The sequence below is a fragment of the Streptomyces sp. NPDC002888 genome (assembly GCF_042888465.1).
Classification (GTDB): Bacteria; Actinomycetota; Actinomycetes; order Streptomycetales; family Streptomycetaceae; genus Streptomyces.
Map to the genome: position 1 here is coordinate 364,815 of NZ_JBIAPU010000002.1, position 23,028 is coordinate 387,842.

Annotated in this window: 21 protein-coding genes; 14 read left to right on the top strand and 7 right to left on the bottom strand. The window is 71.1% G+C overall.

The features are described 5' to 3' along the window. Window positions 1-23 precede the first annotated feature (23 nt). The 4 genes from ACFYWX_RS04625 (at window position 24) to ACFYWX_RS04640 (ending at window position 4,678) form a co-directional block, all read left to right on the top strand. Window positions 24-629: a type 1 glutamine amidotransferase family protein gene (locus tag ACFYWX_RS04625; protein WP_389422478.1), complete on the top strand. Its 606-nt coding sequence runs from the start codon at window positions 24-26 to the stop codon at window positions 627-629. After that, the gene (locus ACFYWX_RS04630; RefSeq protein ID WP_389422479.1) at window positions 626-1,150 is read left to right on the top strand and encodes a MarR family winged helix-turn-helix transcriptional regulator; all 525 of its coding nucleotides are present in this window, start codon (window positions 626-628) and stop codon (window positions 1,148-1,150) included. Before ACFYWX_RS04625 ends, ACFYWX_RS04630 begins: the two co-directional genes overlap by 4 nt. A 119-nt stretch (window positions 1,151-1,269) precedes the next feature. Continuing rightward, complete coding sequence (locus tag ACFYWX_RS04635) at window positions 1,270-3,015, top strand: protein kinase (protein WP_389422647.1); 1,746 nt, start codon at window positions 1,270-1,272, stop codon at window positions 3,013-3,015. A gap of 109 nt (window positions 3,016-3,124) precedes the next feature. Beyond that, a complete protein-coding gene (locus ACFYWX_RS04640) occupies window positions 3,125-4,678 on the top strand; it encodes a PstS family phosphate ABC transporter substrate-binding protein (protein WP_389422648.1) in 1,554 nt (517 codons plus the stop codon). Between the two features lie 20 nt (window positions 4,679-4,698). On the opposite strand, the gene ACFYWX_RS04645 is transcribed toward ACFYWX_RS04640, so the two are convergent. Next, window positions 4,699-5,448: an SLATT domain-containing protein gene (locus ACFYWX_RS04645; RefSeq protein WP_389422480.1), complete on the bottom strand. Its 750-nt coding sequence runs from the start codon at window positions 5,446-5,448 to the stop codon at window positions 4,699-4,701. Window positions 5,449-5,750: 302 nt separating this feature from the next. On the opposite strand from ACFYWX_RS04645, the gene ACFYWX_RS04650 reads away from it, so the two are divergent. From ACFYWX_RS04650 to ACFYWX_RS04660, 3 genes are read left to right on the top strand one after another with little or no spacing between them, the layout of a single operon-like run. Next, the gene (locus tag ACFYWX_RS04650; RefSeq protein ID WP_389422481.1) at window positions 5,751-6,089 is read left to right on the top strand and encodes a YbaB/EbfC family nucleoid-associated protein; all 339 of its coding nucleotides are present in this window, start codon (window positions 5,751-5,753) and stop codon (window positions 6,087-6,089) included. A 59-nt stretch (window positions 6,090-6,148) separates the two neighbouring features. Further along, window positions 6,149-6,748: a recombination mediator RecR gene (gene recR, locus ACFYWX_RS04655; protein ID WP_030942251.1), complete on the top strand. Its 600-nt coding sequence runs from the start codon at window positions 6,149-6,151 to the stop codon at window positions 6,746-6,748. Then, window positions 6,741-7,400, top strand: a complete 660-nt coding sequence (locus tag ACFYWX_RS04660; protein WP_389422482.1) for a DUF5063 domain-containing protein — start codon at window positions 6,741-6,743, stop codon at window positions 7,398-7,400. The genes recR and ACFYWX_RS04660 overlap by 8 nt, the downstream gene beginning before the upstream one ends. On the opposite strand, the gene ACFYWX_RS04665 is transcribed toward ACFYWX_RS04660, so the two are convergent. Beyond that, window positions 7,393-12,087 (bottom strand): hypothetical protein, encoded by a 4,695-nt coding sequence (locus ACFYWX_RS04665; RefSeq protein ID WP_389422483.1) that lies wholly within the window; start codon window positions 12,085-12,087, stop codon window positions 7,393-7,395. The two genes, ACFYWX_RS04660 and ACFYWX_RS04665, sit on opposite strands and share 8 nt — an antisense overlap. Window positions 12,088-12,298: 211 nt before the next feature. Here ACFYWX_RS04665 and ACFYWX_RS04670 point away from each other — a divergent pair, with 211 nt between their 5' ends. Continuing rightward, the gene (locus ACFYWX_RS04670; protein WP_389422484.1) at window positions 12,299-12,469 is read left to right on the top strand and encodes a hypothetical protein; all 171 of its coding nucleotides are present in this window, start codon (window positions 12,299-12,301) and stop codon (window positions 12,467-12,469) included. A gap of 2 nt (window positions 12,470-12,471) precedes the next feature. On the opposite strand, the gene ACFYWX_RS04675 is transcribed toward ACFYWX_RS04670, so the two are convergent. Next, the gene (locus ACFYWX_RS04675; RefSeq protein ID WP_389422485.1) at window positions 12,472-13,308 is read right to left on the bottom strand and encodes a PhzF family phenazine biosynthesis protein; all 837 of its coding nucleotides are present in this window, start codon (window positions 13,306-13,308) and stop codon (window positions 12,472-12,474) included. Window positions 13,309-13,465: 157 nt separating this feature from the next. Continuing rightward, window positions 13,466-14,197: a TSUP family transporter gene (locus tag ACFYWX_RS04680; RefSeq protein ID WP_389422486.1), complete on the bottom strand. Its 732-nt coding sequence runs from the start codon at window positions 14,195-14,197 to the stop codon at window positions 13,466-13,468. A gap of 156 nt (window positions 14,198-14,353) precedes the next feature. Between ACFYWX_RS04680 and ACFYWX_RS04685 the strand changes: the two genes are divergently transcribed. Together ACFYWX_RS04685 and ACFYWX_RS04690 are read left to right on the top strand one after the other, a co-directional pair. Continuing rightward, window positions 14,354-14,530, top strand: coding sequence for a hypothetical protein (locus tag ACFYWX_RS04685; protein WP_389422487.1), 177 nt, complete (start codon window positions 14,354-14,356; stop codon window positions 14,528-14,530). Window positions 14,531-14,663: 133 nt separating this feature from the next. After that, window positions 14,664-15,176: an SgcJ/EcaC family oxidoreductase gene (locus ACFYWX_RS04690; RefSeq protein ID WP_389422488.1), complete on the top strand. Its 513-nt coding sequence runs from the start codon at window positions 14,664-14,666 to the stop codon at window positions 15,174-15,176. A gap of 30 nt (window positions 15,177-15,206) precedes the next feature. Here the strand turns inward: ACFYWX_RS04690 and ACFYWX_RS04695 are convergent, their stop codons facing one another. Both ACFYWX_RS04695 and ACFYWX_RS04700 read right to left on the bottom strand, forming a co-directional pair. Beyond that, on the bottom strand, window positions 15,207-16,571 hold the full coding sequence (locus ACFYWX_RS04695; RefSeq protein WP_389422489.1) for an ATP-binding protein: 1,365 nt from the start codon (window positions 16,569-16,571) through the stop codon (window positions 15,207-15,209). Continuing rightward, entirely contained in the window at window positions 16,568-17,272 is a 705-nt protein-coding gene (locus ACFYWX_RS04700) for a response regulator transcription factor (protein WP_389422490.1), read from the bottom strand. Before ACFYWX_RS04700 ends, ACFYWX_RS04695 begins: the two co-directional genes overlap by 4 nt. A 260-nt stretch (window positions 17,273-17,532) precedes the next feature. Between ACFYWX_RS04700 and ACFYWX_RS04705 the strand changes: the two genes are divergently transcribed. From ACFYWX_RS04705 to ACFYWX_RS04720, 4 genes are all read left to right on the top strand, one after another. Continuing rightward, window positions 17,533-18,810 carry an aspartate kinase gene (locus ACFYWX_RS04705; protein WP_389422491.1) on the top strand — a complete coding sequence of 426 codons (1,278 nt, stop codon included), beginning with the start codon at window positions 17,533-17,535 and terminating at the stop codon, window positions 18,808-18,810. Next, a complete protein-coding gene (locus ACFYWX_RS04710; protein ID WP_389422492.1) occupies window positions 18,810-19,868 on the top strand; it encodes an aspartate-semialdehyde dehydrogenase in 1,059 nt (352 codons plus the stop codon). The genes ACFYWX_RS04705 and ACFYWX_RS04710 overlap by 1 nt, the downstream gene beginning before the upstream one ends. A gap of 442 nt (window positions 19,869-20,310) precedes the next feature. Further along, the gene (locus tag ACFYWX_RS04715; RefSeq protein ID WP_389422493.1) at window positions 20,311-21,003 is read left to right on the top strand and encodes a SigE family RNA polymerase sigma factor; all 693 of its coding nucleotides are present in this window, start codon (window positions 20,311-20,313) and stop codon (window positions 21,001-21,003) included. Next, window positions 21,000-22,163, top strand: a complete 1,164-nt coding sequence (locus ACFYWX_RS04720; RefSeq protein WP_389422494.1) for a hypothetical protein — start codon at window positions 21,000-21,002, stop codon at window positions 22,161-22,163. Before ACFYWX_RS04715 ends, ACFYWX_RS04720 begins: the two co-directional genes overlap by 4 nt. On the opposite strand, the gene ACFYWX_RS04725 is transcribed toward ACFYWX_RS04720, so the two are convergent. Continuing rightward, window positions 22,133-22,954 carry an SURF1 family protein gene (locus tag ACFYWX_RS04725; protein ID WP_389422495.1) on the bottom strand — a complete coding sequence of 274 codons (822 nt, stop codon included), beginning with the start codon at window positions 22,952-22,954 and terminating at the stop codon, window positions 22,133-22,135. The two genes, ACFYWX_RS04720 and ACFYWX_RS04725, sit on opposite strands and share 31 nt — an antisense overlap. Window positions 22,955-23,028 lie beyond the last annotated feature (74 nt).

Sequence of the window (23,028 nt, forward strand, 5' to 3'; positions counted from 1 at the left end):
AGGAACGGTCCGAGGAGGCAGTCATGACCCGCAAGCGCGTCCATCTCGCCGTCTACGACACCTACGCCGACTGGGAGACCGGCCACGCCACCGCCTACCTCGCCCGCGCCGGGTACGAGGTGCGGACCGTCGGCCCGTCCGCCGAGCCCGTCCGCAGCATCGGCGGCCTGCGCGTCCAGCCGGACCTTGCCCTGGACGCCGTACGACCGCAGGACAGCTCCCTGCTGATCCTCCCGGGCGCCGACCTCTGGGACACGAGCGACGACCTCGCCCCCTTCGCCCGCACCGCCCGCGCCTTCCTGGACGCCGAAGTCCCCGTCGCCGCGATCTGCGGGGCCACCGCCGGACTCGCCCGCGAGGGCCTGCTCGACGACCGGGCCCACACCAGCGCGGTCTCCTTCTACCTCGCGGCGACCGGCTACGGCGGCGGCGAGCGCTACGTCGACACGGACGCCGTGGGCGACCGGGGGCTGATCACCGCCGGACCCACCGAGCCCGTCGCCTTCGCCCGCGAGATCTTCCGGCTCCTCGGGGTGTACGAGGGTGAGGTGCTGGACGCCTGGTACCGGCTGTTCCACGACTCCGACGCGCAGGCGTACGCCGTACTGGAGAAGGCGGCCGCCCGGTGAGCCGTGAGCGTCAGGACCTGCTCAGCCGCGGCGCGCTCGGCGTCTTCCGGCTGAACGGCCAGTTCCTCGCCGTCGCCGAGGAACTGGCCCGGCCCGCCGGGCTCACCGCCGCGTGGTGGCAGGTGCTCGGCGCCGTACTGCGCGAGCCGCTGCCCGTGGCCGGGATCGCCCGGGCCATGGGTATCACCCGGCAGAGCGTGCAGCGCATCGCCGACCTGCTCGTGGACCGCGGCCTCGCCGAGTACCGCCCCAACCCGGCCCACCGCCGCGCCAAGCTGCTCGCCCCGACCGAGGAGGGCCGGGCCGCCGTCGCCCGCATCAACCCCGGGCACGCGGCCCTTGCCGACCGGCTGGCGGAGGCGTTCGGGGAGGGGGAACTGGCGGAGGCGGTGCGGGTGCTGGAGCGGTTGTCGGAGGTGTTGGAAGAGGTGCTGGAGGAGGTGGGGCCGGTGGTTCCGGAACCCGGCCGACCTGCCGAGAGCCGTCGGGAACGAGAAGCGCCCGCCGTTCCGGAAACGTAGAAGGACCGCCGTTACCGAACCGTAGAAGGACCATCGTCCACCTGCGAGGATCCCCGCACTATTCTCGGTCCGTCCGTGCAGGGGCGGGCGGGGGAGAGGGCGGGTCGATGGGGATGGCCATGGGGGCGTTGGGGCCGGGGGACCCGCAGCGCATCGGGGCGTACCGGCTGGTCGCGCGGCTCGGGGCCGGCGGGATGGGGCAGGTGTACCTCGCCCGGTCGGAGCGGGGACGGACCGTCGCCGTGAAGCTGGTGCGCCGGGAACTGGCCGCGCAGGAGGAGTTCCGGGCCAGATTCCGCCACGAGGTGCGGGCCGCGCAACGCGTCGGCGGGCACTGGACGGCGCCGGTGCTGGACGCGGACACCGAGGCCGCCGTGCCGTGGGTCGCCACCGGCTACGTCGCCGGGCCCAGCCTCCAGCAGGTCGTCGGGCAGGACCACGGCCCGCTGCCCGAGCGCACGGTGCGGATCCTGGCCACCGGACTCGCCCACGCGCTCGGCGACATCCACGCCGCGGGCATCGTCCACCGCGACCTCAAGCCGTCCAACGTGCTGGTGACCATCGACGGGCCGCGTGTCATCGACTTCGGCATCGCGCGGGCACTGGAGACCGCCACGGACGGCGGCCTCACCCACACCGGCGCGATGGTCGGCTCGCCCGGCTTCATGGCGCCCGAGCAGGTGCGCGGGGAGCCCATCACGCCCGCGTGCGACGTCTTCTGCCTCGGCTCCGTCCTGACGTACGCCGCCACCGGCAGGCTCCCCTTCGGCTCCAACGGCAGCGGGGCCCACGCCCTGATGTTCCGTATCGCCGAGCAGGAACCCGACCTGACCGGCGTGCCCGAGGGCATCGCCGACCTCGTCCGCGCCTGCCTGCGCAAGGACCCCGCAGCCCGCCCCTCACTCGCCCGCGTCCTGGAACTCACCGGCGCCCAGGACACGGCCGCCGACGGCCGCTTCCGTGAGCCGTGGCTGCCGAGCGCCCTGGTCGCCCAGCTGGGGCGGCACGCGGTGCGGTTGCTGGAGGCGGAGGGGCCGGAGGGGGAGTCGGGAGCCGGCGCGCATGTCGGGGGACCCGACCCGGCCCCCGAGGCGACCCCGGAGCACGCCCCTGCCTCTGACGACGTCGCCCGTCCCGGCCGGGAGCCCGCTTCGGGTGAGCCCAGTGGCAACGGCCATCCTCAGCAGCCTGCCGTCGGTGCCTGGAACGACCCGGCCGGGCCGCCCGACGCCTGGAACCCGCCGCCGTACCCCCCGTACGTCCAGACCACCCCCTACCCCGCCACCGACCACGGCCCCGGGGAAACCCTGGAACCCCCGCCCCGCAGTGGCCGTTCCACCGCGTTCCTCGTGGCCGTCGCCCTGGTCGTCGCGCTCGGCGCGGGCGGCTCGGTCTACGCGCTCATGAACGGCGAGGCCACCCCCGCCCCGGGCCCCACGACGCCCCGGACGGCCACCGCTCCTACGGCGCCCACCTCACCCGAGCCCACGACCCCCACCCCCGCTCCCACCGACGCCACGGTCCCCTCCGCCTACCTCGGCACCTGGACCGCGACGTTCGACAACGCCGGTGGCCGCAACACCCGCCAACTGACCATCAGGCAGGGGAAGGTGGGCGAGACCGTCCTCACTCTCGTCGCCGACGGCGCGACCGAAAGCGGCGCCTACCACTGCGAGTTCACGGCCGCTCTCGCGGAACCCCCGTCCGCCGACGGCCCGTTGGCCATAGGCCCCTCCACCGTCACCTCCGGCCAGCCCCGCTCCTCCTGCAACCCCGGCGCCGCCACCGAGATCACCCTGCTGCCCGACGGCAGGCTCCAGCGCGCCAACCCCGGCACCGGGACGCTGACGTACACGAGGCGGTGAACGTACGGGGAACTTCGGGCGGGTGGCCCGGAATGTCCCCTCGGGCAGGCTCGGACAGACGTACGGTGACCCCACGATCAGGCCGGTCGGAGTGGCGGGGGCACCCACGGTGGAATGGCTGAGCGCTGAGAACGTGGTGGCCGTCGGGACGGCGCTGCTGGGCATCGTCGCGTCCGGCGTCATGGTCTGGTACGAGCGCCGGGTACCGCGGCGCAAACGCATCGGCTACCGCGTGCAGATGGACAACCCGATCGGCGACGACGTCAGATCGGGGCTGGCGAACAGACGTCTCGGCTGGTTCGACGAGGGGCCCGGCATGGCCGACGCCACCCTCGTCCTCCTGCGCATCGAGAACGACGGCTCGCAGGGCATCGACCGCGACGACTACACCGGACCCGAACGACACGGTCTCACCGCGGTGTTCACCGACCGCACCGTCCGCGGAGTCTCGGTCACCCAGCCCGACGACACCGACCACCTCATGGACCACTTCACCGCGGACCGGGGTTTCGGCTACGACGGAAACACCCTGCGCATTCCGCGCGTCCCGCTCAACCGCGGTGACCACTTCAAGCTGCTGGTGCTGCTGTCCGGCGGTGACGTGGGCCGCGGGATACGGCTGTTCGGCGGCATCCGGGACGGCGAGGTCCACCCGAACCGCAGCGCCACCCCGGACGAGATCCCGCCCATGTTCAGCCTCCCCGCCCGGCTGTTCACCGGTCTGCTCACCCTCTCCGTCCTCGCCCTCGCGGCGATCATTGTCGTCCGCGACGACGCCCCGCCGCCTCTGGGCTGCGCGAAGGGCACGCTGACGGTGACCGGCTCCACCGCGTTCGCCCCGGCGATCAGGACGCTGGCGCAGGAGTACGAGAAGGAGTGCGAGGGCGCCGACATCGAGGTCGAGGCGCGGGGGAGCGAGGCCGGTGTCGCCGAACTCGCCGCCCTGGGGGCCAGGTCGGGGCGGAGGGCCCCGTCCGTGATCGCCTTCTCGGACGGCCCGATGGGCGACCGCTGGAACCTGAAGGGGGAGAAGGTCGCGGTCTCCGTCTTCACCCTCGTCGTCAACGACGACATCGACCTCGGCCCGGACGGCCTGACCCGGGCCGACGTCAAACGCCTCTACGCCGGTGGGATCAGACGGTGGAGCGACCTCGACCGCTACCGGCCCGGCCGCCCCCGCCTTCCCGACCTGCCCGTCGTCCTGGTCAGCCGGGACGCCTACTCGGGGACCCGGCAGATCTTCCAGGACCGCGTCCTGGGCGGCTGGGAGCAGGCCCCCACGACCTCCCTGGACTGCGCCCCGCCCACGCGGGCCGACCGCACGGTCACCCGCTGCGAACTCGGCTCCACGGAGGACGTGTTGGACAAGGTCGCCGGTCAGCCGGGCGCCGTCGGCTACAGCGAACTCACCCTGGCCGCCGATCACAAGAGCGTGCGCCGGGTCGCCCTCGACGGCGAGGAGGCGTCCGTCCAGGACATCGCGAACGGCACGAGCCACTACCCGTACCGGGGCGTCGAGTACGCCTACACCTACCGCTCCGCCCCCGCCGGCTCACTCGCCGCCGCCTTCCTCGCCTACCTCGACGAGGGCACCAGCCAGGGTGTGATCCGCGACCACGGGCATCTGCCGTGCGCGCGGGAGGGGGCGGGGATGTGCGCGTGAGGGCCTGAGGCGCCGGACGCTCACCTGGGCTCAGGCGGCCGCTGTCGAGGCATGTTCGGCCGTGTTCCCGCCCCCGGGGGCATCGAGAACCGCCCCTGCCCGGCGCCGGATTCCTGCCGGACACCGGAAGACACCGCCCCCTGGATCCCCATGGGCGCGCACCCCGTCCGGAACTCCACCATCCAGTCCGCCGTCTCCACCCGCACCAACTCCGTCACGTCCTCGGAGAACCGACGCAGCACCCCCAGACACCGCTCCGTCGCCTCGCTGGCGGTGCCCTCCGCCGGCCCCAGCACCTCCCGCACACTCTCCGACGCCCAGTCGAACTGGAGCACCTGAAGCCGCCGCTGTACCGCCTGCGCCGTGGCGACGTCCCTTATCCACCCGGACGTGACCCCGAAGAACCGATCGACGGCGACACACGCCACGGCCGACAGCAGCGCGAGATACCCCCACGGCGCCACCCCGCCTACGACTCCGGTCAGATCCAGCAACGGCAGCGACGCCCCGGTCACGGCCCCGACGGCCGCCCCGCCGCGCAGCACGCGCGCTCCCCGCCGCTTCCACACCCGCTCGGCGAAATACCAGGCCGCCGTCTCCAGCGCCCCCCGCTCCACCCACCGGTACAGCTCGTCCAGCCGCTCCGCGGGCTCCGCCCAGTCGCCGAGCGGAAACGCCCGCCCGGTCAGATCGCCCGGCCGCAGCCCGGCCGCACCCTCACCCCGCCCGTCCTGAGGCGGACCCTCGGGCTGCATCTCCGGCTGACCCACCCGGCACTCCCTACTGATCCCGACCGATCACGCTGAGTGACAGCGTGATGCACCGTGACACCGCGACACCGTGAAAACCGTGAACCGTCACACCGTGACTCCTGATGCTGACGCGCCGCATCCTTCCTACCGCCCAATGGGTGGCGAAGGAGTCGCTTTCATCGCTTTTCCGCCCGGACGGGGGCCTTGATCAGGTATACGCCTGATGCTCGACTCACTCGAAAGAGTGCCGGGGCGATGGCTGCGCCGAACACGTAGGCTCGTGCTGAACGGGAAAACCCGTACAGACGGAGGAGCTGATCGTGATCCCCGGTGGTGGCCAGCCCAACATGCAGCAGCTGCTGCAGCAGGCCCAGAAGATGCAGCAGGACCTGGCGAACGCGCAGGAGGAACTGGCGCGGACCGAGGTCGAAGGCCAGTCGGGCGGTGGTCTGGTGAAGGCGACCGTCACCGGTTCCGGAGAGCTGCGCGGGCTGCAGATCGACCCGAAGGCGGTGGACCCGGAGGACACCGAGACCCTCGCGGACCTGATCGTCGCGGCCGTACAGGCGGCGAACGAGAACGCGCAGACGCTCCAGCAGCAGAAGCTCGGTCCGCTGGCCCAGGGCCTGGGCGGCGGCATCCCGGGCCTGCCCTTCTAAGACGGGCTTCGGCCAACTACGGTACGTACTGAAGGAACCTCAGGAAGGACGGCAGTCCGTTGTACGAAGGCGTGGTGCAGGACCTCATCGACGAGCTGGGGCGGCTGCCCGGCGTCGGTCCCAAGAGCGCCCAGCGGATCGCCTTCCACATCCTGCAGGCGGAACCGACGGACGTACGGCGTCTCGCGCAGGCCCTCATGGAGGTCAAGGCGAAGGTCCGCTTCTGCGCGACCTGCGGCAACGTGGCACAGGAGGAGCTGTGCAACATCTGCCGCGACAGCCGCCGCGACCTCTCGGTCATCTGTGTCGTGGAGGAGCCGAAGGACGTGGTGGCGATCGAGCGCACGCGGGAGTTCCGCGGCCGCTACCACGTCCTGGGCGGCGCCATCAGCCCGATCGAGGGTGTAGGACCGGATGATCTGCGTATAAGAGAACTGTTGGCCCGCCTGGCCGACGGCACAGTCACCGAACTGATTCTGGCCACGGACCCGAATCTGGAGGGGGAGGCTACGGCGACGTACCTCGCCCGCATGATCAAGCCCATGGGCCTCAAGGTCACCCGCCTGGCCAGCGGCCTCCCGGTGGGTGGCGACCTGGAATACGCGGACGAGGTGACTCTCGGCCGCGCCTTCGAGGGGAGACGACTCCTAGATGTCTGACGCCACGCTGCACGCGACCGAACAGAACCCGGACGACTTCGCGGTCCAGATCTCGGACCAGGTCGAGAGTTTCCTGGTCGCCGTCACCGAGGTCGCGAAGGGCGACGAGCCGGACTCGGCGGTCCCCTTCCTCCTCCTGGAGGTCTCCCAACTCCTCCTGGCCGGCGGCCGTCTCGGAGCCCACGAGGACATCGTCCCCGACGAGCGCTACGAGCCCGACCCGGGCCCGGAGGCGGACGTGGACGACCTCCGCGAGAACCTCGCCCGCCTGCTGGAGCCGATCGACGTCTACTCGGAGGTCTTCGACCCCTACGAGCCCCGTAAGGCGCCCGTACCGGCCCGTATCTCCGACGACCTCACCGACGTCATCACCGACCTCCGCCACGGCATGGTCCACTACCGGGCCGGCCGCACCTCGGAGGCCCTGTGGTGGTGGCAGTTCTCCTACTTCTCCAACTGGGGAGCCACGGCGTCGGCCACCCTGCGCGCCCTCCACTCGGTCCTGGCCCACGTGCGCCTGAACCAGCCCCTGGAGGAACTCGACGGCCTGGACACCGACCAGGGCATCGGCGACGACACCCTGGAGTTCGAGGCCGGCCGCGTGATGGCGGAGGAGATCGGCGGCGGACTGGGCCAGGGGCAGGTCAAGTAGCCTCGGGCAGTGGGACGGTGTTCGGTTCCTTCGTCTCGACCGTCCCCTCCGCCTCATTCGCCAGGACCAGGCCGGGGACTTCGGGGAGAGCGGCGCGGACGGCGTCACGGACGCGTTGGAGATCGACGTCCAGGCGCTCCAGCCGCTCGACGAGCTCACGGACGGGCAGGCCGGACTGACGGGCGATCGAAAGGAAGTCGGCGATCGGCTCGGCGAGGGTGAGGGGCGGGTGCCGTTTGCCCGGTGTGCGCTCGACGCGACAGAGCCGACGGTCTGTCTCGTCCAGTCGGTCCAGCCGGTCCTCGGGGATCCGGAAGCCGAACGCGGACAGTCGTTCCACGACCTCGTGCGGTTCCTTGGACAGCAGCGTCGCGATGGAGACCACATGGTGCAGCGGGACCGGGCGGCCCTCTTCGAGCGGCTGTTTGGTCTCGTTGTTCAGGCCGAGGAGGTAGGTGTCGAACCCGTAGGCATCCTCCGGTGGCGCCGCGAGCGACGTGACGAGACCGTACTGGGCCAGACGCTCGACGACGGCCCGCGGTGAGGCGCTGAGGCCGGAGGACTTCAGGGCCACATGGTGCGCCGACACCGGGTGCTCCGGGGACAGTTGACCCTCCGGGGGCCTGGCGCGCCGATCCGGCGTGAGCAGAATGACGTCCCTGGGCTCGACGCTCGGGGGAAACGACGTGTCCGGCGGTTCGAGACCGTAGGCGCGCAGTCGGGATGCCACTTCCGCCGGCGGCAGTCCGGTCGTGAGGGATGCTCTCGCCACATGCGGGAGGGCCATCGGAACATCCGCCTCGATCCAGGGGGCTTCACCATTGAGGCCCGCGCTGAGGATCAGCACGTCCATCTCGTCCGTCCGGCGTGGCAGGGCGGAGGGCGTGCGGAACCCCAGCGCTTCGACGCAGCGGGCCATCTCGTGCAGGGGAACGCCGTGTGAGGAGGAAACGCGGGCCAGTACTCCCGGTGGGACCGGCTTCTCTTCGCTCAGGCTCCGCCAGTCAGGGGAACCCCAGCCCCACTCCGTGCTCTGCCGGAGGAAGCCGTCGGCCTGCTGTTCGCGGTCGGGGGCGAGCGCCAGACGGAAACCGAGGGCGCGAAGCTCACATGCCACATCCGGCACCGGCCGTTTCAACTCGGCGGCGGCATGGAGCACATGACCGGCCGGGACCGGCTCGGCAGGGTCCAGCGGGTCTTTTCCCTTCATGTGGTGACTGACCAGGCGAAGGGTCGTCTCGTCCGCGGCCTCCACCAACGTTTCCGCTGCCGGAACGGTGAAGCCGAACCATGTCATCCACTGAACGGCTGTGCCGAGGTCGATGCCGAGCTCGCGCCGGGCCTTGAGGAGGTGGCCGGGAGTCACCGGTCTGCTGACGCCGAGCCAGGGGGACCGGCCGTCCAGGCGACGGCTGAGCAACGGCAGGGCCCGCTCGTCAGCGTCCTCTGCCGACGGGTCCGGTTCCATGACGGTGAAACCGAAGGCCTTCATGCGCCGGGCGGCCTCACAGAGACTGATGCCGAACTCGTGGCGGGCCTTGAGGAGGTGACCGGGAGGCACCGGGCCGACGCGCCGAAGCCAGTGAGCCAAGGAAGCCCGGGTGTGGAACGGAGGGACCAGGTCGTCGCTCAGAAGCGCGAGGTTGATCTCGTCGATGACGGGATCGTCGTCGGGCGGCCCCGGCGTCGGCAGGCGCAGCTCCCCCATGCGCCTCACGGCCTCCCGGTACGAGACGCCGCGAGTCTCGGCCAGGAACAGCACGTGCCCGGGAGTGGCAAGCTCCTTGTCCGTGTCGTAGTCGGGATCGGGCCAGCGCCGATCGGTCCAGACGCCGTCGACGAGCGTGCACGTGAGGATGTCGGAGGGAAGCGCCGGGAGGACCCGCTCGACCAGGTCCAGCTCCGGCACGATCGCCGCCAGTGCGGTCAACTCGGCGTTGGGCCGGTGAGCCAGCAGCCGCCAGAGCAGGATGCGGTCGTCCATGGTGCCGCTCACCCTCCCGGCCGGGGTTTCGCCCAGGATTGTCTCGTAGTCCGCGAGCCCGGAGTCGCGCCGGTGGACGATGAGCGGGTCCTGGGTGAAGAACCCGGCAGCGGCCACAGCCCATCGATGGCCGTGCAGTTCCGTCTCGTGTCCCGCCGCTCCCGCCATCTCCGTCACGATGTCGGCGAGCCGGGGACTGCGACCCGTCACCTCGGCGAGCCACTCGGCGTCCAGGAGCGGCGGGTCGGCGGACAGGAGCGTCGGCAGCGCGGCCCTGAGCAGGTCTTCCACGTCCGCGCAGACGTCGGCGTCGAGAATCTCGGTGCGATCCACGGAGAGGCGGCGGGGCCGGGTCCTGCCGGTGAGGTTGACCACGGCGCCGCGCAGCCGGCGCAGGTCGCCAGGGTCGGTCAGGACACCTCGCCGTTTGCGTGGCTCGGTGTAGATCCCGTCGACCAGGACACCTCCGCCGTGCCGGCACCAGACGACCTGGCCGTCCACCCCGCCGGGCGCGGCAGGCCAGGAGACCATGTGGCCGTGGGCCTGGAAGCCGTCGGGACGCAGTCCCGGTGCCTCCCGTGGGCGCAGGACACCGGGCTCCCACACCACGGTCTGTCTGCCGTGCTCGGCGGTGGTCGCGAACTCCGCGATGCCGAGGAACCTGCGCAACTCCCTGACGCAGGAAGGCGCCTCGTCGCCGTCCCGCAGATACAGCCGGACCGTGGTGCCGATGGTTCCCGGGCTGCCGGTGGGCCGGACCCGGAAGTAGTGCCCGGGGCCGCTGATCAGGACGGTGATCTCCCGCAACCGGTTCTCGACGGCGTCCATGTGGCAGGTCGTCACCCGGACTTCGTCGGCGAGCATGAAGTAGCTGAGCACGCCGATGCCGAACCGGCTGTTCGGATGCATGGTGACGCCGCGGCTCTGCCACTCCTGCTGTTCCTCCTGGAACCGCGGGAGGTCCGTGAACCGTACACCGGCCTGTGAGAACACCTCCGACAGCGTCACCTCGTCCATGCCGACGCCGTTGTCCCGGCACTGCAGGTAGTGCCGGTCCTCCTCCTCGTCGTACCCCTGGGTGAACTCGATCCGCCCCCGGTACGCGCTGTAGGCCTCGTAAGCCTGGGCCCGGGCCCGCCGGTAGCGGCAGGCGTCGAGGGCGTTCTGATAGAGCTCGCGGATGGCGAGAGACCGGTCGCGGTAGAGGTTCTCACCCATGAGGAGTTCCTGGACGCGTTCCTCGTCCAGCCGGAAGCGGATGACCCCGCCGACCGGAACCGCGGTGCCCTGGCTGTCGACTTCACGCACCTTGTCGGTGCTCGTGTACAGCGGCAGCGCGTTGAACTCGGGCGCGGCGGCCCGCCGGACGGCGCGCAGCAGGGACTCCAGCCGTTGGGTGTGCTCTGTCAGGGCGGCGACGACGGCGGGATGGCCGCAGCCCGCCTTGAGCCCGATTCCGTCCGGGCGCTTGTACCAGGTGGCCTTCTGCACCGTGGCAAGGAGCTCCGCGGGGTCGAGGGGGTCCGGAATCCCCACGTGTCGGACGATCACCGAGGAGAGGTCCGCGGCTTCGACCGCCATGCCGTGCGCGACGGTGAACAGCGCTCCAACCAGCCGTTCCCGTACGTCCTGGAAGTCCCGGCCGTCGAAGTCCAGCGGGAAGGGGTCCTCCCGCAGGTGGTCCGGCCGGGCGGCGTCGAACAACTCGTTCGGTCCCGCATGCGCGCAGCCCAGCAGGCGCGACAGGAGTTCCGGATCGAGCAGGACCTCGAGACCGGTGCCTTCGACGCCCACGGCCGACGGGAACGCCGTGAGCTGTCCCGGTTGCCGTCTCGCCCACTGGTGGAACAGCCACCACCCGATCTCCCGCCGCCCGTCGGGGCGATCCTTCAGGGCGCCCAGCTCCGCCCGCCGGACGAGCCGTTCGTGGCTGCGCAGCAGCACCTCGTACATCCGCCGTTCCCCGTCCGGCGCGGTCCGCTGCCCGAGGTCCGTCGGATCGACGTGAGACAGCTCGGCCGCCGTCCGTGACCGGTGCGCCTGGTACAGGTGGGGCAGCAGCGCGATCAGGGCGGCCTCGGCGGGGGAGAGGAGGCCCTTCTCTTCGGGCCAGAGCGTGCTGATGAGCCAGTTGGTCCAGCGGGAGATGCGTTGCGCCAGGTTCACGTCGTGCCACGGGTCGTCGGCGAGTGCCGGCCGCGCCTCGTCGTACAGCTCCGCCAACCGGTCGCCGGCTCTTGCGGCCTGTGTCCTGAGGGACTCGGCCTGCTCTGTGCCGCTGGGTTTGACCAACCGCCAGGCCGGGGACTTCGCGACGCTGTCGCCCCAACACGGCGGGGTGGTGGAAGCACGGGACGGAGCGGACGGGGAAAGGCCGGCGCTGCCTCCCTCCTTGGCGCGGGCTTTTTCCAAGCGGGCCCGTGCCGCAAGACCGCGCCACCGCGCCTCGGCCGGGAGGCGCAGGCCGCCGGGGTTCTTCCGACGCGCCAGGCGTTCGAGGGCGGAGATGAAGAGCACCACTTTGGTGTCGTCGCGGGGGACCGTGCGCATCGCTACCCAGTCCGCGACGGTGCTGCCGGCCGGGACTTTACGGGGGGACGCAAGGCCTGCCCGGATCTCCGCGTGCACGACGGGCGGTTCGGGCTTCCCGGCCAGCTTCAGCAGCCCGGCCAGCTCTGTCCAGTAGGTCTGCGGTTCCTTCATGGCCCCGTGCCCCGTCCCCCGTGCCCCGCGCCCTCGCCCGATGGTCCCGAGTCGGCCGACTCGGGCGACTCGGGCGACTCGGAAGGTTCCAAGCTACCGATCTGACCTGCAAAGCCATGCCTGATCGCGCAGATTGCCCCGGCACAGCGACCGGCGCCTTCCGGCACGGTCGTGGACGTCCCCGTCATCCCGACGCTTCGAAGGAGCCGCAATGGATCCGGTTCTCGTCGCTGCCGTGTGCAGCGTCCTCACTGTGCTGATCGTCGCCGGGGCGGCAGTGCTCTTCCTGCGCTCCGCGCTCGACGGAGCCGAATCCAGGCATCGGGCCAGGATCCTGGGGGCCGTGGCCGAGATGATCCGGGCGGTACGGGGGAAGCGGTGATCTCAGATCCGTACGGCCGCGCCCGTGACGCCGATGCCGCTGTCGCTTTTCCCGGGCACGGACACCGTGATGGTGCTGGGGCGCCCCATGTCCTCGCCTTGATGGATCGTCAAGGTCGTCGGTGTGGCGACCAGTTCGAGCTCCCGCAGGTAGCCGCCGAAGGCCGCGGCCGCCGCGCCCGTGGCAGGGTCCTCGACGACCCCGCCGGGCGGGAAGGGGTTACGGGCATGGAAGACGGTGGGCGACTCCCGCCAGAGCAGGTCGACGGTGGTCCAGTCCCTGCGGCGCATGAGGTCGGTGAGGGCGGGCATGTCGTAGTCCAGGTCGGCCAGGCGGCTCCGGTCGGCCGCGGCCACGATCGGATGCCAGGCGCCGGCGTAGGCCACACGGGGCGGTAGCGCCGGGTCGAGCTCGTCGGCGGACCAGCGCAGGGCCGCCAGCAGGTCGGCCAGGTCTGCCTCCGCGAGGGGCTCCGTTCGCGGCACGACGCTCACCAGGGTCGCCACGGTCGTCCCGTCGTCGGCCACCGAGGTCGTGACGGGAACCGGGCCCGCGTTGGTCCGCAGGCGAAGCGGCCCCACGCCGTTGCGGTCGGCGTGGGCGACGGCCAGGGCGATCGTCGCGTGACCGCAGAACGGCACCTCGGCGAGCGGGCTGAAGTAGCGGACGTCCAGGGTGCCTTCGTCGGACGGCACCACGAACGCCGTCTCCGAGTACCCGACCTCCGCCGCTGCCGCCAGCATGGTCGCGTCATCGACCCCGGTGGCGTCGAGCACCACACCGGCCGGGTTGCCCCCTGCGGGATCGGTACTGAAAGCCACGTAGCGCAAGATCTCCATCCCGCGACCGTAACGCAGGTGAGTGGTGGCCAAAAGGCCGTTGCCCAGCGCGAGTTGGCTGCCTGCGTTTCCGCGGCTCAGCCCGGAGCTCAAGACGCAGGCCACCTGCGCTGGATCCGGGAGCACATCACTGTCGTCGACTGACCCACCCCCACGGTCACAGCCCCCACAGCCCCTTCCCCACAGCCGTCACCCCGCCCGCCAGCGCCAGGGACAGCACCAGGAGGCGGGCTCGGCCCTCCGGCAGGCGTCCGGCGAGACCTCTGCCGATCACGCCGCCCACGGCCATCGCGGCGACGACCGACGCCCACTTCGGCGTGGACAGCTCCGGCACCCCGTTCGCGGCGACGGAGAAGGCGTTGACGACCACGCCGTAGAACTGCGCGTTCGGCACGAACTCCCGTACCGTCCAGCCCGCGTTGACGGCGTAGAGGGAGACCGGGGGGCCGCCGACGCCCGCCGCGGAGTTCATGAAGCCGCCGACCGCGCCCGCGGCGACCGCGCCCCTGGTGCCGCGCAGGGCGGGGACGTGGGCGCCGCGCATGACCAGGACGACCGCCGCGGTCACCAGGCTTCCCATGACCAACAGGAGTGCACGCTCCGGGAGTTGACGGGTCAGCCAGGTGCCCGCCGGGACCGTGCACGCCGCTGCCGCGCACAGCGGCACCATCGCGCCGGGGCGTACCCGCCGCAGGCCGCCCGCGAGGCCGACGACGCTGATCGCCCCGGCGGCGCAGTTGGCGAGGGCGACGCCCTCGGTGGGGCCCAGGAGCAGGACGAGGGCCGGTACGGCGACCAGGGCGAAGCCCATGCCGGTCAGCCACTGCACGGACGAGCCGAGCAGCACGATGGCCGCCAGGAACGCGTCGCCCGTCCAGCCGCTCGCCATGGCTCAGCAGCCTCCCATGCCTTCCCCCATGGTGTAGCCCGCTACACCCCCCTTCGGGGAGAGCACTCCCTCGTTTCCCCAGGTCGGAGACGGGATCGTTGATCTCGCAAGCGAACGCGAGCAACAAGTCCGCCCGAGCGCGAAGGAAACCCCGTCATGAAGTCCCTGCTCTCCTCCCGCCCCGTCCTGTGGTTCCTCTTCCTCTTCAACGCCGTTGTCGCCGCGGCAGCGCCCTTCGTCGTGGACGGGACGCAGGGTGTGATGACCGCCGTCGGGATGGGGGTCGTGTCGCTGGGGGCCGGGGTCAGCCTGATGCGGCGGGCCTCCGCCTGAGAATTGGGTCGGCCCTGGACGTGCGCTGTACGACGCCTGCACGGGCCCTAACCGGCGGAACGCGAGGCTGGAGTCACTCCCGCAGCACAGGAAAGAGCGGGAGGTCACCACCCCACCGCACCAGGAGTGAGCGATGACCCGTCGTCCCGCAGGCAAGTCCATAGGCAAGCGCGCAGCCATCGTCACCGCCGCCGCCCTCGTCGCCACCGGCACCTTCGCCGCCGGGGTGAGCACGGCCGGTCCGGAGCGGTCGGCCAAGCCGTCGAAGAAGCAGGTCACCACCCTGTTCGACAAGTGGAACGCGGCCCTGCAGACCGGTGACCCGGAGACGGTGGCCGACCTCTACGCCGACGACGCGGTCCTCCTGCCCACCCTCTCCAACAAGATCCGCACCGACCGTGCCGGCATCGTCGACTACTTCGAGCACTTCCTGCAGAAGAAGCCGGTCGGCAAGAAGGTCGAGACGGTCGTCAACGTTCTCGACGGCAACTCCGCCATCGACACCGGCGTCTACGAGTTCACCCTCACCGACCCGAAGACCGGCAAGAAGAGCGCCACCAAGGCCCGCTACACCTACGAGTACGAGAAGCGGGACGGCGAGTGGAAGATCGTCAACCATCACTCGTCGGCGATGCCCGAGGGCTGATCCTCACAAGCCTTCGCGCCCCGAGGGCTCTCACCCGGTGCGCTGTGCCGCCCGCAGGGCGACCCGCACGCACAGTCCGCCCCCGGGAGCGTCCCGCAACGTCACGGTTCCGCCGTCGTCCGTCACCAGCTGCTTGACGACGGCGAGACCGAGGCCCGAACCGGAGCGGCCGGTCAGCCCCTGACCGCGCCAGAAGCGGTCGAAGGCGCGGGACTTCTCCGCGTCCGACATGCCCGGACCCTCGTCGAGGACCGACAGGAGCACCTCGTCGGCGCTCGACTCCTCCCGGACGGTGATGGTGCTGCCGTCCGGTGACACCTCCAGGGCGTTCGAAAGCACGTTGTCCAGGACCTGGTCCAGATGACCGGGGCTGGCCAACACGAGCGGCCGGTCGTCGACAACACTCCCCCTGAGCGCGATGGTGACTCCGCGCTCGTCGGCGGCCGGCCTCCACACGGCCAGGCGTTCGGTCACGATGTCCGTCAGCGACAGCGGCTCGGCCACGGACACCTTGGCCTCCGCCCTGGCCAGCACCAGCAGCCCGTTGACCAGGCGGCTCATCCGGACCACCTCGGCGGTCGCCTGCTCCACGTCCTCCCGTACGAACTCGTCGTCGACGCCGTCCGAGATGTTGTCCAGCGACAGGCGCAACGCGGTCAGCGGCGTACGGAGTTGGTGGGAGGCGTCGGCGACGAAGATGCGCTGGGAGGCCACCAGGGTCTCCAGGCGTTCCGCGCCCTGGTTGAGGGTGCGCGCCAGCGTCTGTGTCTCCTGGGGGCCTGTCACGGGGGAACGGGCCGTCAGGTCGCCGTCGCTGAACTTGCTCGCCATGTCGTTGAGTTGGCGCAGCGGGCGGGTGAGGCGGCGGGCCACCACGGCACCGATCAGCGCGGCCACGCCGAGGACGGCCACGGCGAGGGCTGCCCTGAAGCCCCAGATGGTCCACAGGCGCCCGGTGAGTTCGCTGGTGGAGTAGACGATCCGTACGGCACCGACGGTCCGGTCCCCGTCGCTCGCGGGCACGGTGACCACCAGGTGCCGGCCCCAGATGAAGTCCGACCCCCAGTCGACCTGGGTGTCGTCGTCGGCCGTGGCCTTGGCCAGGGCCGAGTCCCGCGCCGGGCGGGGCAGGTCCGCAGCGCACGCATCGGTGGCGGTGACCTCGACCCGGTCGTGCGTCTTCTCGGCGTACGCCTTGGCCATCTCCTCCAGCGCCTCGCACGACGCCCGGTCACCGTTGCCCAGCAGCAGCGCCATGGTGGTCGCCTCGCGCTTGACGGACAGCTCGGTGTCGCCGCGCAGCTGGGAGGTGAGTGTGAAGGCGACCGGCACGGTGAACAGGAAGATGGCGACGGCGACGAGCAGCACGTAGCTGCGGATGAGCTGGCGGATCATGACACGTTGCCGTTCCCGCCGTCGGCGGCCTCACCCTCGTTCACCACGAGCCGGAACCCGACCCCCCGCACGGCCTCGATGGTGATCGCGCCGGCCAGCTTGCGCCGCAGCGCCGCCACGTGCACGTCGAGCGTCTTCGTCGGGCCGAACCAGTTGGCGTCCCAGACGGCCTCCATGATCTGCTCGCGCGTCATCAGCGCGCCCGGCTCCTCGGTGAGGAAGGACAGCAGGTCGTACTCCTTGGGCGCGAGGGACACCTCCTCGCCGTCCAGGTGGACGCGGGCGGCCTTGCGGTCGACCGTGAGGCGGGGGCCGTAGCGGTCGGGGCCGGTTCCCTCGGCGCTGCGGGGCTGGACGCGCCGCATGACCGCTCGTATCCGTGCGATGACCTCGCGCACCCCGAACGGCTTGGAGACGTAGTCGTCGGCGCCCAGCTCGAGGCCGACCACCCGGTCCGTCTCGTCGCTGCGGGCGCTGATCACGATGATCGGGACGTTACTGCGGGCGCGCAGCGCCTTGCAGACGTCGAGGCCGTCGGTGTCGGGCAGGCCGAGATCGAGGAGGACGACGTCGTAGGGGCCGGTGTGGGCCAGGGCGGCCGCGCCCGTGGTGACCCATTCGACCTCGAAGCTGTAGCGCTTGAGGCCGCGCCGGAGCGATTCGGCGACAGGTTCATCGTCTTCGACCAGGAGTACGCGCACAGATCGCACCCTAATGCTTGAAACTTAATTCACAGCCGTCACACTTCTTCACAGCCGCGTTGATTTGTGACGCGGGTTGTGACGCGGGGCACTTTTCGAGTGGTCTCTCTCGGCTGCGGGCAGGTGCAGTCCTGGAACAAGAGCGGCCGGGGTCTCACCATGCGATACCGCGGAGGCGGATTTCGGGCGCTCGATAGACTGAGCCGACCGCAGTGCATATGCGTATCTGCGGAAAGAGACGGATTGAGCGAGGAGCGCACGTGGGCCTTGTCGTGCAGAAGTACGGAGGCTCCTCCGTAGCCGATGCCGAGGGCATCAAGCGCGTCGCCAAGCGGATCGTGGAAGCGAAGAAGAACGGCCACCAGGTGGTCGTCGTCGTTTCCGCGATGGGCGACACGACGGACGAGTTGATCGATCTCGCCGAGCAGGTATCCCCGATGCCGGCCGGGCGTGAGTTCGACATGCTGCTGACCGCCGGGGAGCGTATCTCCATGGCCCTGCTGGCCATGGCGATCAAAAAGCTGGGCCACGAGGCCCAGTCCTTCACCGGCAGCCAGGCAGGCGTCATCACCGACTCGGTCCACAACAAAGCCCGGATCATCGACGTCACGCCGGGCCGGATCCGTACGGCGCTGGACGAGGGCAACATCGCCATCGTCGCCGGGTTCCAGGGTGTCAGCCAGGACAAGAAGGACATCACCACGCTCGGCCGCGGTGGCTCCGACACGACCGCCGTCGCCCTCGCCGCCGCGCTCGACGCCGAGGTCTGCGAGATCTACACCGACGTGGACGGCGTGTTCACCGCCGACCCGCGCGTGGTGAAGAAGGCGAAGAAGATCGACTGGATCTCCTTCGAGGACATGCTGGAGCTCGCGGCCTCCGGCTCCAAGGTGCTGCTCCACCGCTGTGTGGAGTACGCCCGCCGCTACAACATCCCGATCCACGTCCGGTCCAGCTTCAGCGGACTGCAGGGCACGTGGGTCAGCAGTGAGCCGATCGAGCAAGGGGACAAGAAGGTGGAGCAGGCCATCATCTCCGGTGTCGCACACGACACCTCCGAGGCCAAGGTCACGGTCGTCGGTGTCCCCGACAAGCCGGGCGAGGCCGCCGCCATCTTCCGCGCCATCGCCGATGCCGAGATCAACATCGACATGGTCGTGCAGAACGTGTCCGCCGCCTCCACCGGTCTGACGGACATCTCCTTCACGCTGCCGAAGACCGAGGGCCGCAAGGCCATCGACGCCCTGGAGAAGAACAAGGGCGGCATCGGCTTCGACTCGCTGCGCTACGACGACCAGATCGGCAAGATCTCGCTGGTCGGCGCGGGCATGAAGACCAACCCGGGCGTCACCGCCTCCTTCTTCGAGGCGCTGTCCGACGCCGGTGTGAACATCGAGCTGATCTCGACCTCCGAGATCCGCATCTCGGTCGTCACCCGTGCCGACGACGTGCCGGAGGCCGTGCGCGCCGTGCACACCGCCTTCGGACTCGACTCCGACAGCGACGAGGCAGTCGTCTACGGAGGCACTGGCCGCTGATGGAGCGGTCCGGGCGACCGACGCTCGCCGTCGTGGGGGCAACCGGTGCCGTCGGCACCGTGATGCTCCGGATCCTCTCCCAGCGCGCGGACATCTGGGGCGAGATCCGACTGATCGCCTCGCCGCGCTCGGCCGGCCGCAAGCTGGCCGTGCGCGGGGAGGAGGTCGAGGTACTGGCCCTGTCGGAGGACGCCTTCGACGGGGTCGACGTCGCCATGTTCGACGTACCCGACGAGGTGTCCGCGAAATGGGCGCCCATCGCCGCCGCCAAGGGCGTGGTGGTGGTCGACAACTCCGGCGCCTTCCGGCTGGACCCCGAGGTGCCGCTCGTCGTGCCCGAGGTCAACGCGCACATGGTGCGCAACCGGCCGCGCGGGATCGTCGCCAACCCCAACTGCACGACCCTCTCGATGATCGTGGCGCTGGGCGCGCTGCACGCCGAGTTCGGGCTGCGCGAGCTGGTGGTGTCCTCGTACCAGGCGGTCAGCGGGGCGGGCCGGGCCGGGGTCGACACCCTGCGCCGGCAGCTGTCCCTGGTGGCGGGTACGGAGCTGGGGACCGCACCCGGTGACGTACGGCGGGCCGTCGGGGACGACACCGGGCCGTTCCCGGAGCCGGTGGCGCTGAACGTCGTGCCGTGGGCCGGGTCGCTGCGCGAGGACGGCTGGTCGTCGGAGGAGATGAAGGTGCGGGACGAGTCCCGCAAGATCCTCGGACTGCCCCGGCTGCCCGTCGCCGTGACCTGTGTGCGGGTGCCGGTGGTCACGACGCACTCGCTGACCGTCCACGCCCGCTTCCAGGGCGAGGTCACCGTCGACGGTGCCCGCGAGATCCTCGCCACGGCTCCCGGTGTCGTCCTGTGCGACGACCCGGCCGCCGGGGAGTTCCCCACCCCCGTCGACGTGGTCGGCACCGACCCGACCTGGGTCGGGCGGGTGCGCCGGGCGCTCGACGACCCCACCGCGCTGGAGCTGTTCGTGTGCGGCGACAACCTGCGCAAGGGGGCCGCGCTGAACACCACGCAGATCGCGGAGCTGGTGGCCGCCGAGTTCGCCTGAGGCGGGCATGACGCTCGCATGACTTACTCATGACGAACCGGTGGGCCGGAAAACTCCTGGCCGGAGGCACAAGGGTTTGTAGGATTTGTGCCGAGCAGGTGTGAGCCGACCGATGGTCCGGACCACTTGTTTCGGACCCGGTCGGCATCCGAAGATTTTCTCCCCGCCCTCCGCAACCGTGCGGAGGGCGGGGAGCGTCTTTGCGGTCGCCCTTCGGGGGCGTGGAGATGCATGATCCCGGCGCATGGGGGCGCTGTGATCCGGGCGTGGGGACGCCCGTTCATATGGGACACAGGGGAAGAGCGGGACGCATGAGGGCATGTGAGACGCCGTCGGTTGTGCTGCCTGGCGCGAGAACGTTGTCGGCCAGATGGACTGACGCGAAAGTGACGCTCGGCACGTACAACCCTCACGGGGGTGAGCGTGTCCAACAGGCGTGGCAGTGGCAGAGGTACTCGACTTCAGTGCGGCGACGCGCGGTGCGGTTCTACCGGCCCGCCGGCCCGCCGTCCGCCCCCGCGCGGCCGGGGCGCCCGGTGGCATGCCGGTGATCGCGCCCATGCCCGCAGCGCGGCCCGCCCGCATACCCGGACAGCGTGACGGCGCCGAGTCCGCCGAGTACGCAGATGACACAGTGGCCGCCGGCACCACCGTCGACCACCTCACCGAGACCTACCGGGCCCACTACCGCTCGCTGCTCGGTCTCGCCGCCCTCCTCCTCGACGACACCGCCTCCTGCGAGGACGTCGTCCAGGAGGCCTTCATCCGTGTCCACTCGGCGCGCAAACGCGTCCGGGAACCGGAGAAGACCCTCGCCTACCTGCGCCAGACCGTCGTCAACCTCTCCCGCTCGGCCCTGCGCCGCCGCATCCTCGGACTGAAGCTGCTGTCCAAGCCGATGCCGGACATGGCGAGCGCCGAGGAGGGGGCGTACGACCAGCTGGAGCGGGACTCCCTGATCAAGGCGATGAAGGGCCTGCAGCGCCGCCAGCGCGAGGTCCTCGTCCTGCGCTACTTCGCCGACATGACCGAGGCCCAGGTCGCCGAGACGCTCGGCATCTCGCTGGGCTCGGTCAAGGCCTACGGCTCCCGCGGCATCGCAGCCCTGCGCACCGCCATGGAGGAGCCGGCGTGACCGGGGAAGCCGAGGGACCAGACCCCCACGAGCGGCACGAGCCGTACGAGTGGCACGAGCCGACGGGGCTGCCGCACAAGCCAGAGCCGAAGCAATCGCACGCTGGGAACGGAACCGTGAACCACCACCTCGACGACCAGGGCCCGGGCGGGCTCGACTCGGACGAGCTGGCACTGCGCCGGATGCTGCAACGGACGGTCGGGGAGATGGAGCCGCGCGACGGCGCCCTGGACCACCTCAGGCGGGCGGTGCCCGCCCGCCGGGCCCGCAAGCGACAGGCAGCCGTCGGCATGGCGGCCGCGGCCCTCTTCATCGGCACCGCCATCCCGGCCCTCGTGCACGTCTCCAACGCCGAGGGCTCCGACGTCAACCCCTCCGTTGCCGGGCAGGCCTCCCAGGCGCAGGGCGGGGCGAGCCAGGGCAACCACCCCGACGGCGGTGAGAGCACCTCCGGCACCTCGTCCGGCAAGACCGTGGACAAGGGCAAGGACGGCAAGAAGGCCGAGGAGAAGGAAAAGGGCCCCGGCGCCACCGTCGGCGCGACCAGTGGGGCCGACCCGTCGGTGCCCAGCGCGGCGGCCGCCCCGGTCTGCACGGCAGCCCAGCTCGGCTCCGCCACCGCGAACGTCGACGTCCCCGACTCGGCCGGAATCGTCTACGGCACCTTCCGCGTCACCAACGTCTCCGACGCCGGCTGTACGGTCACAGGGCAAGGCACCGTCACCCCGCTCCCGCAGGGCGCCGCCGACGGCACGAAGATCACCGTGGTGCAGCACGCCTCCGGGGACGCGGCGGCCACGCTGCCCGACCCCTCCCTCTACCTCGCCCAGCTGGTCCTCGCGCCCGGCTCGGCCTACGACGTGAAGTTCGCCTGGGTGCCCTCGGAGACCTGCCCCACCGATCCCGGCAGCACGGACGGAGGCAGCACCGGCGGCCCCACGCCCAGCCCGACACCGAGCGGGGACGGCTCCGCCACCGAGGGCTCCTCCACCGGCGGCGACACGGGCACGACGACCCAGCTGATGACGGAGGACGGCACGGCCGACGGCAGCGTCGTCATCTCGCACACCCCGGAGGCGGGCTCACCGACGGTCTCGGCGACGGTGTCCAACGCGTGCGCGGGCGTGATCTACCGGACGGGGCTGCTGGCGGGGTCCTGAGCCGAGGAGCTCGCCCCCTCCATCGTGAGCTCCTCCGCCACGATGCCCAGTTCCGCGTCCCGGATGATCTCGACCTCGCGGCGCAGCAGCCGGAACCACATGAAGACGACGAACCCGGCGAAGACGAACCACTCGCCGGTGTAGCCGAGGTTCTGGAACGCCTTCAGGTCGAGGCCGGTGTCGGCCGGTGAGCTCGCCGGCACCGCCTTCATCCCGGAGTCGCCCTTGTCGAGCGTGACCCACGCGTCGTACACGTCGTACGGCACGAGGTTCACCAGGGACGCCGAGCTGATCGCCGCGGTCTGCCCGGCCGGCAGCCCGCCCTGCGCGCTCACACCGTTGTCGCCCGGCGTCTCGGACGCCTGGAGCGCACCGGTGACGGTGACCTCGCCGGCGGGCGGCGCCGGGGCCTTCGCCGGGTCGGGGGTGCCGGGCAGCCAGCCCCGTACGACGGGCAGCGCCTTGCCGCCGTCGACACGCAGCAGGGTCAGCACGTAGTACCCGCTCCTGCCGTCCAGCTCCCGGCCGGGCACGAGGAGCTGCTTGCCGTACCGGCCGGTCGCGGTGGTCTGGTCGCCGGAGGTCGCCTTGTCCACGGGCAGCAGCTCCGTCAGCGGCCGGGCCGGTTCCTTCTCGTCGGACGCGACCTGCTCACGGGCGGTGCGGTGGTCCTCGACGCGCGACTCGAACCGGCTGAGCTGCCAGGACCCCATGAACACGCAGAAGGGGATGGCCAGCAGCACGAAGACGTTGATCCCCCACCAGCGGGGCGTCAGCAGGAACCGGTACACACCCCAAAGGTACGGTGCCGCCGCGCGCCCCCGGGCCGCGGGGTCGGCCCCAGCGGCCTGCCCGGCTGTCGGCC

What these genes read in the sequence shown, in the direction of transcription:
- ACFYWX_RS04635 (WP_389422647.1), top strand. Translation starts at nt 1,270, where the DNA reads ATGGGGGCGTTGGGGCCGGGGGACCCGCAGCGCATCGGGGCGTACCGG.
- ACFYWX_RS04685 (WP_389422487.1), top strand. Translation starts at nt 14,354, where the DNA reads ATGAAGTCCCTGCTCTCCTCCCGCCCCGTCCTGTGGTTCCTCTTCCTC.
- ACFYWX_RS04710 (WP_389422492.1), top strand. Translation starts at nt 18,810, where the DNA reads ATGGAGCGGTCCGGGCGACCGACGCTCGCCGTCGTGGGGGCAACCGGT.
- ACFYWX_RS04690 (WP_389422488.1), top strand. Translation starts at nt 14,664, where the DNA reads ATGACCCGTCGTCCCGCAGGCAAGTCCATAGGCAAGCGCGCAGCCATC.
- ACFYWX_RS04660 (WP_389422482.1), top strand. Translation starts at nt 6,741, where the DNA reads ATGTCTGACGCCACGCTGCACGCGACCGAACAGAACCCGGACGACTTC.
- ACFYWX_RS04675 (WP_389422485.1), bottom strand. Translation starts at nt 13,308, where the DNA reads ATGGAGATCTTGCGCTACGTGGCTTTCAGTACCGATCCCGCAGGGGGC.
- ACFYWX_RS04625 (WP_389422478.1), top strand. Translation starts at nt 24, where the DNA reads ATGACCCGCAAGCGCGTCCATCTCGCCGTCTACGACACCTACGCCGAC.
- ACFYWX_RS04695 (WP_389422489.1), bottom strand. Translation starts at nt 16,571, where the DNA reads ATGATCCGCCAGCTCATCCGCAGCTACGTGCTGCTCGTCGCCGTCGCC.
- ACFYWX_RS04670 (WP_389422484.1), top strand. Translation starts at nt 12,299, where the DNA reads ATGGATCCGGTTCTCGTCGCTGCCGTGTGCAGCGTCCTCACTGTGCTG.
- ACFYWX_RS04680 (WP_389422486.1), bottom strand. Translation starts at nt 14,197, where the DNA reads ATGGCGAGCGGCTGGACGGGCGACGCGTTCCTGGCGGCCATCGTGCTG.
- ACFYWX_RS04665 (WP_389422483.1), bottom strand. Translation starts at nt 12,087, where the DNA reads ATGAAGGAACCGCAGACCTACTGGACAGAGCTGGCCGGGCTGCTGAAG.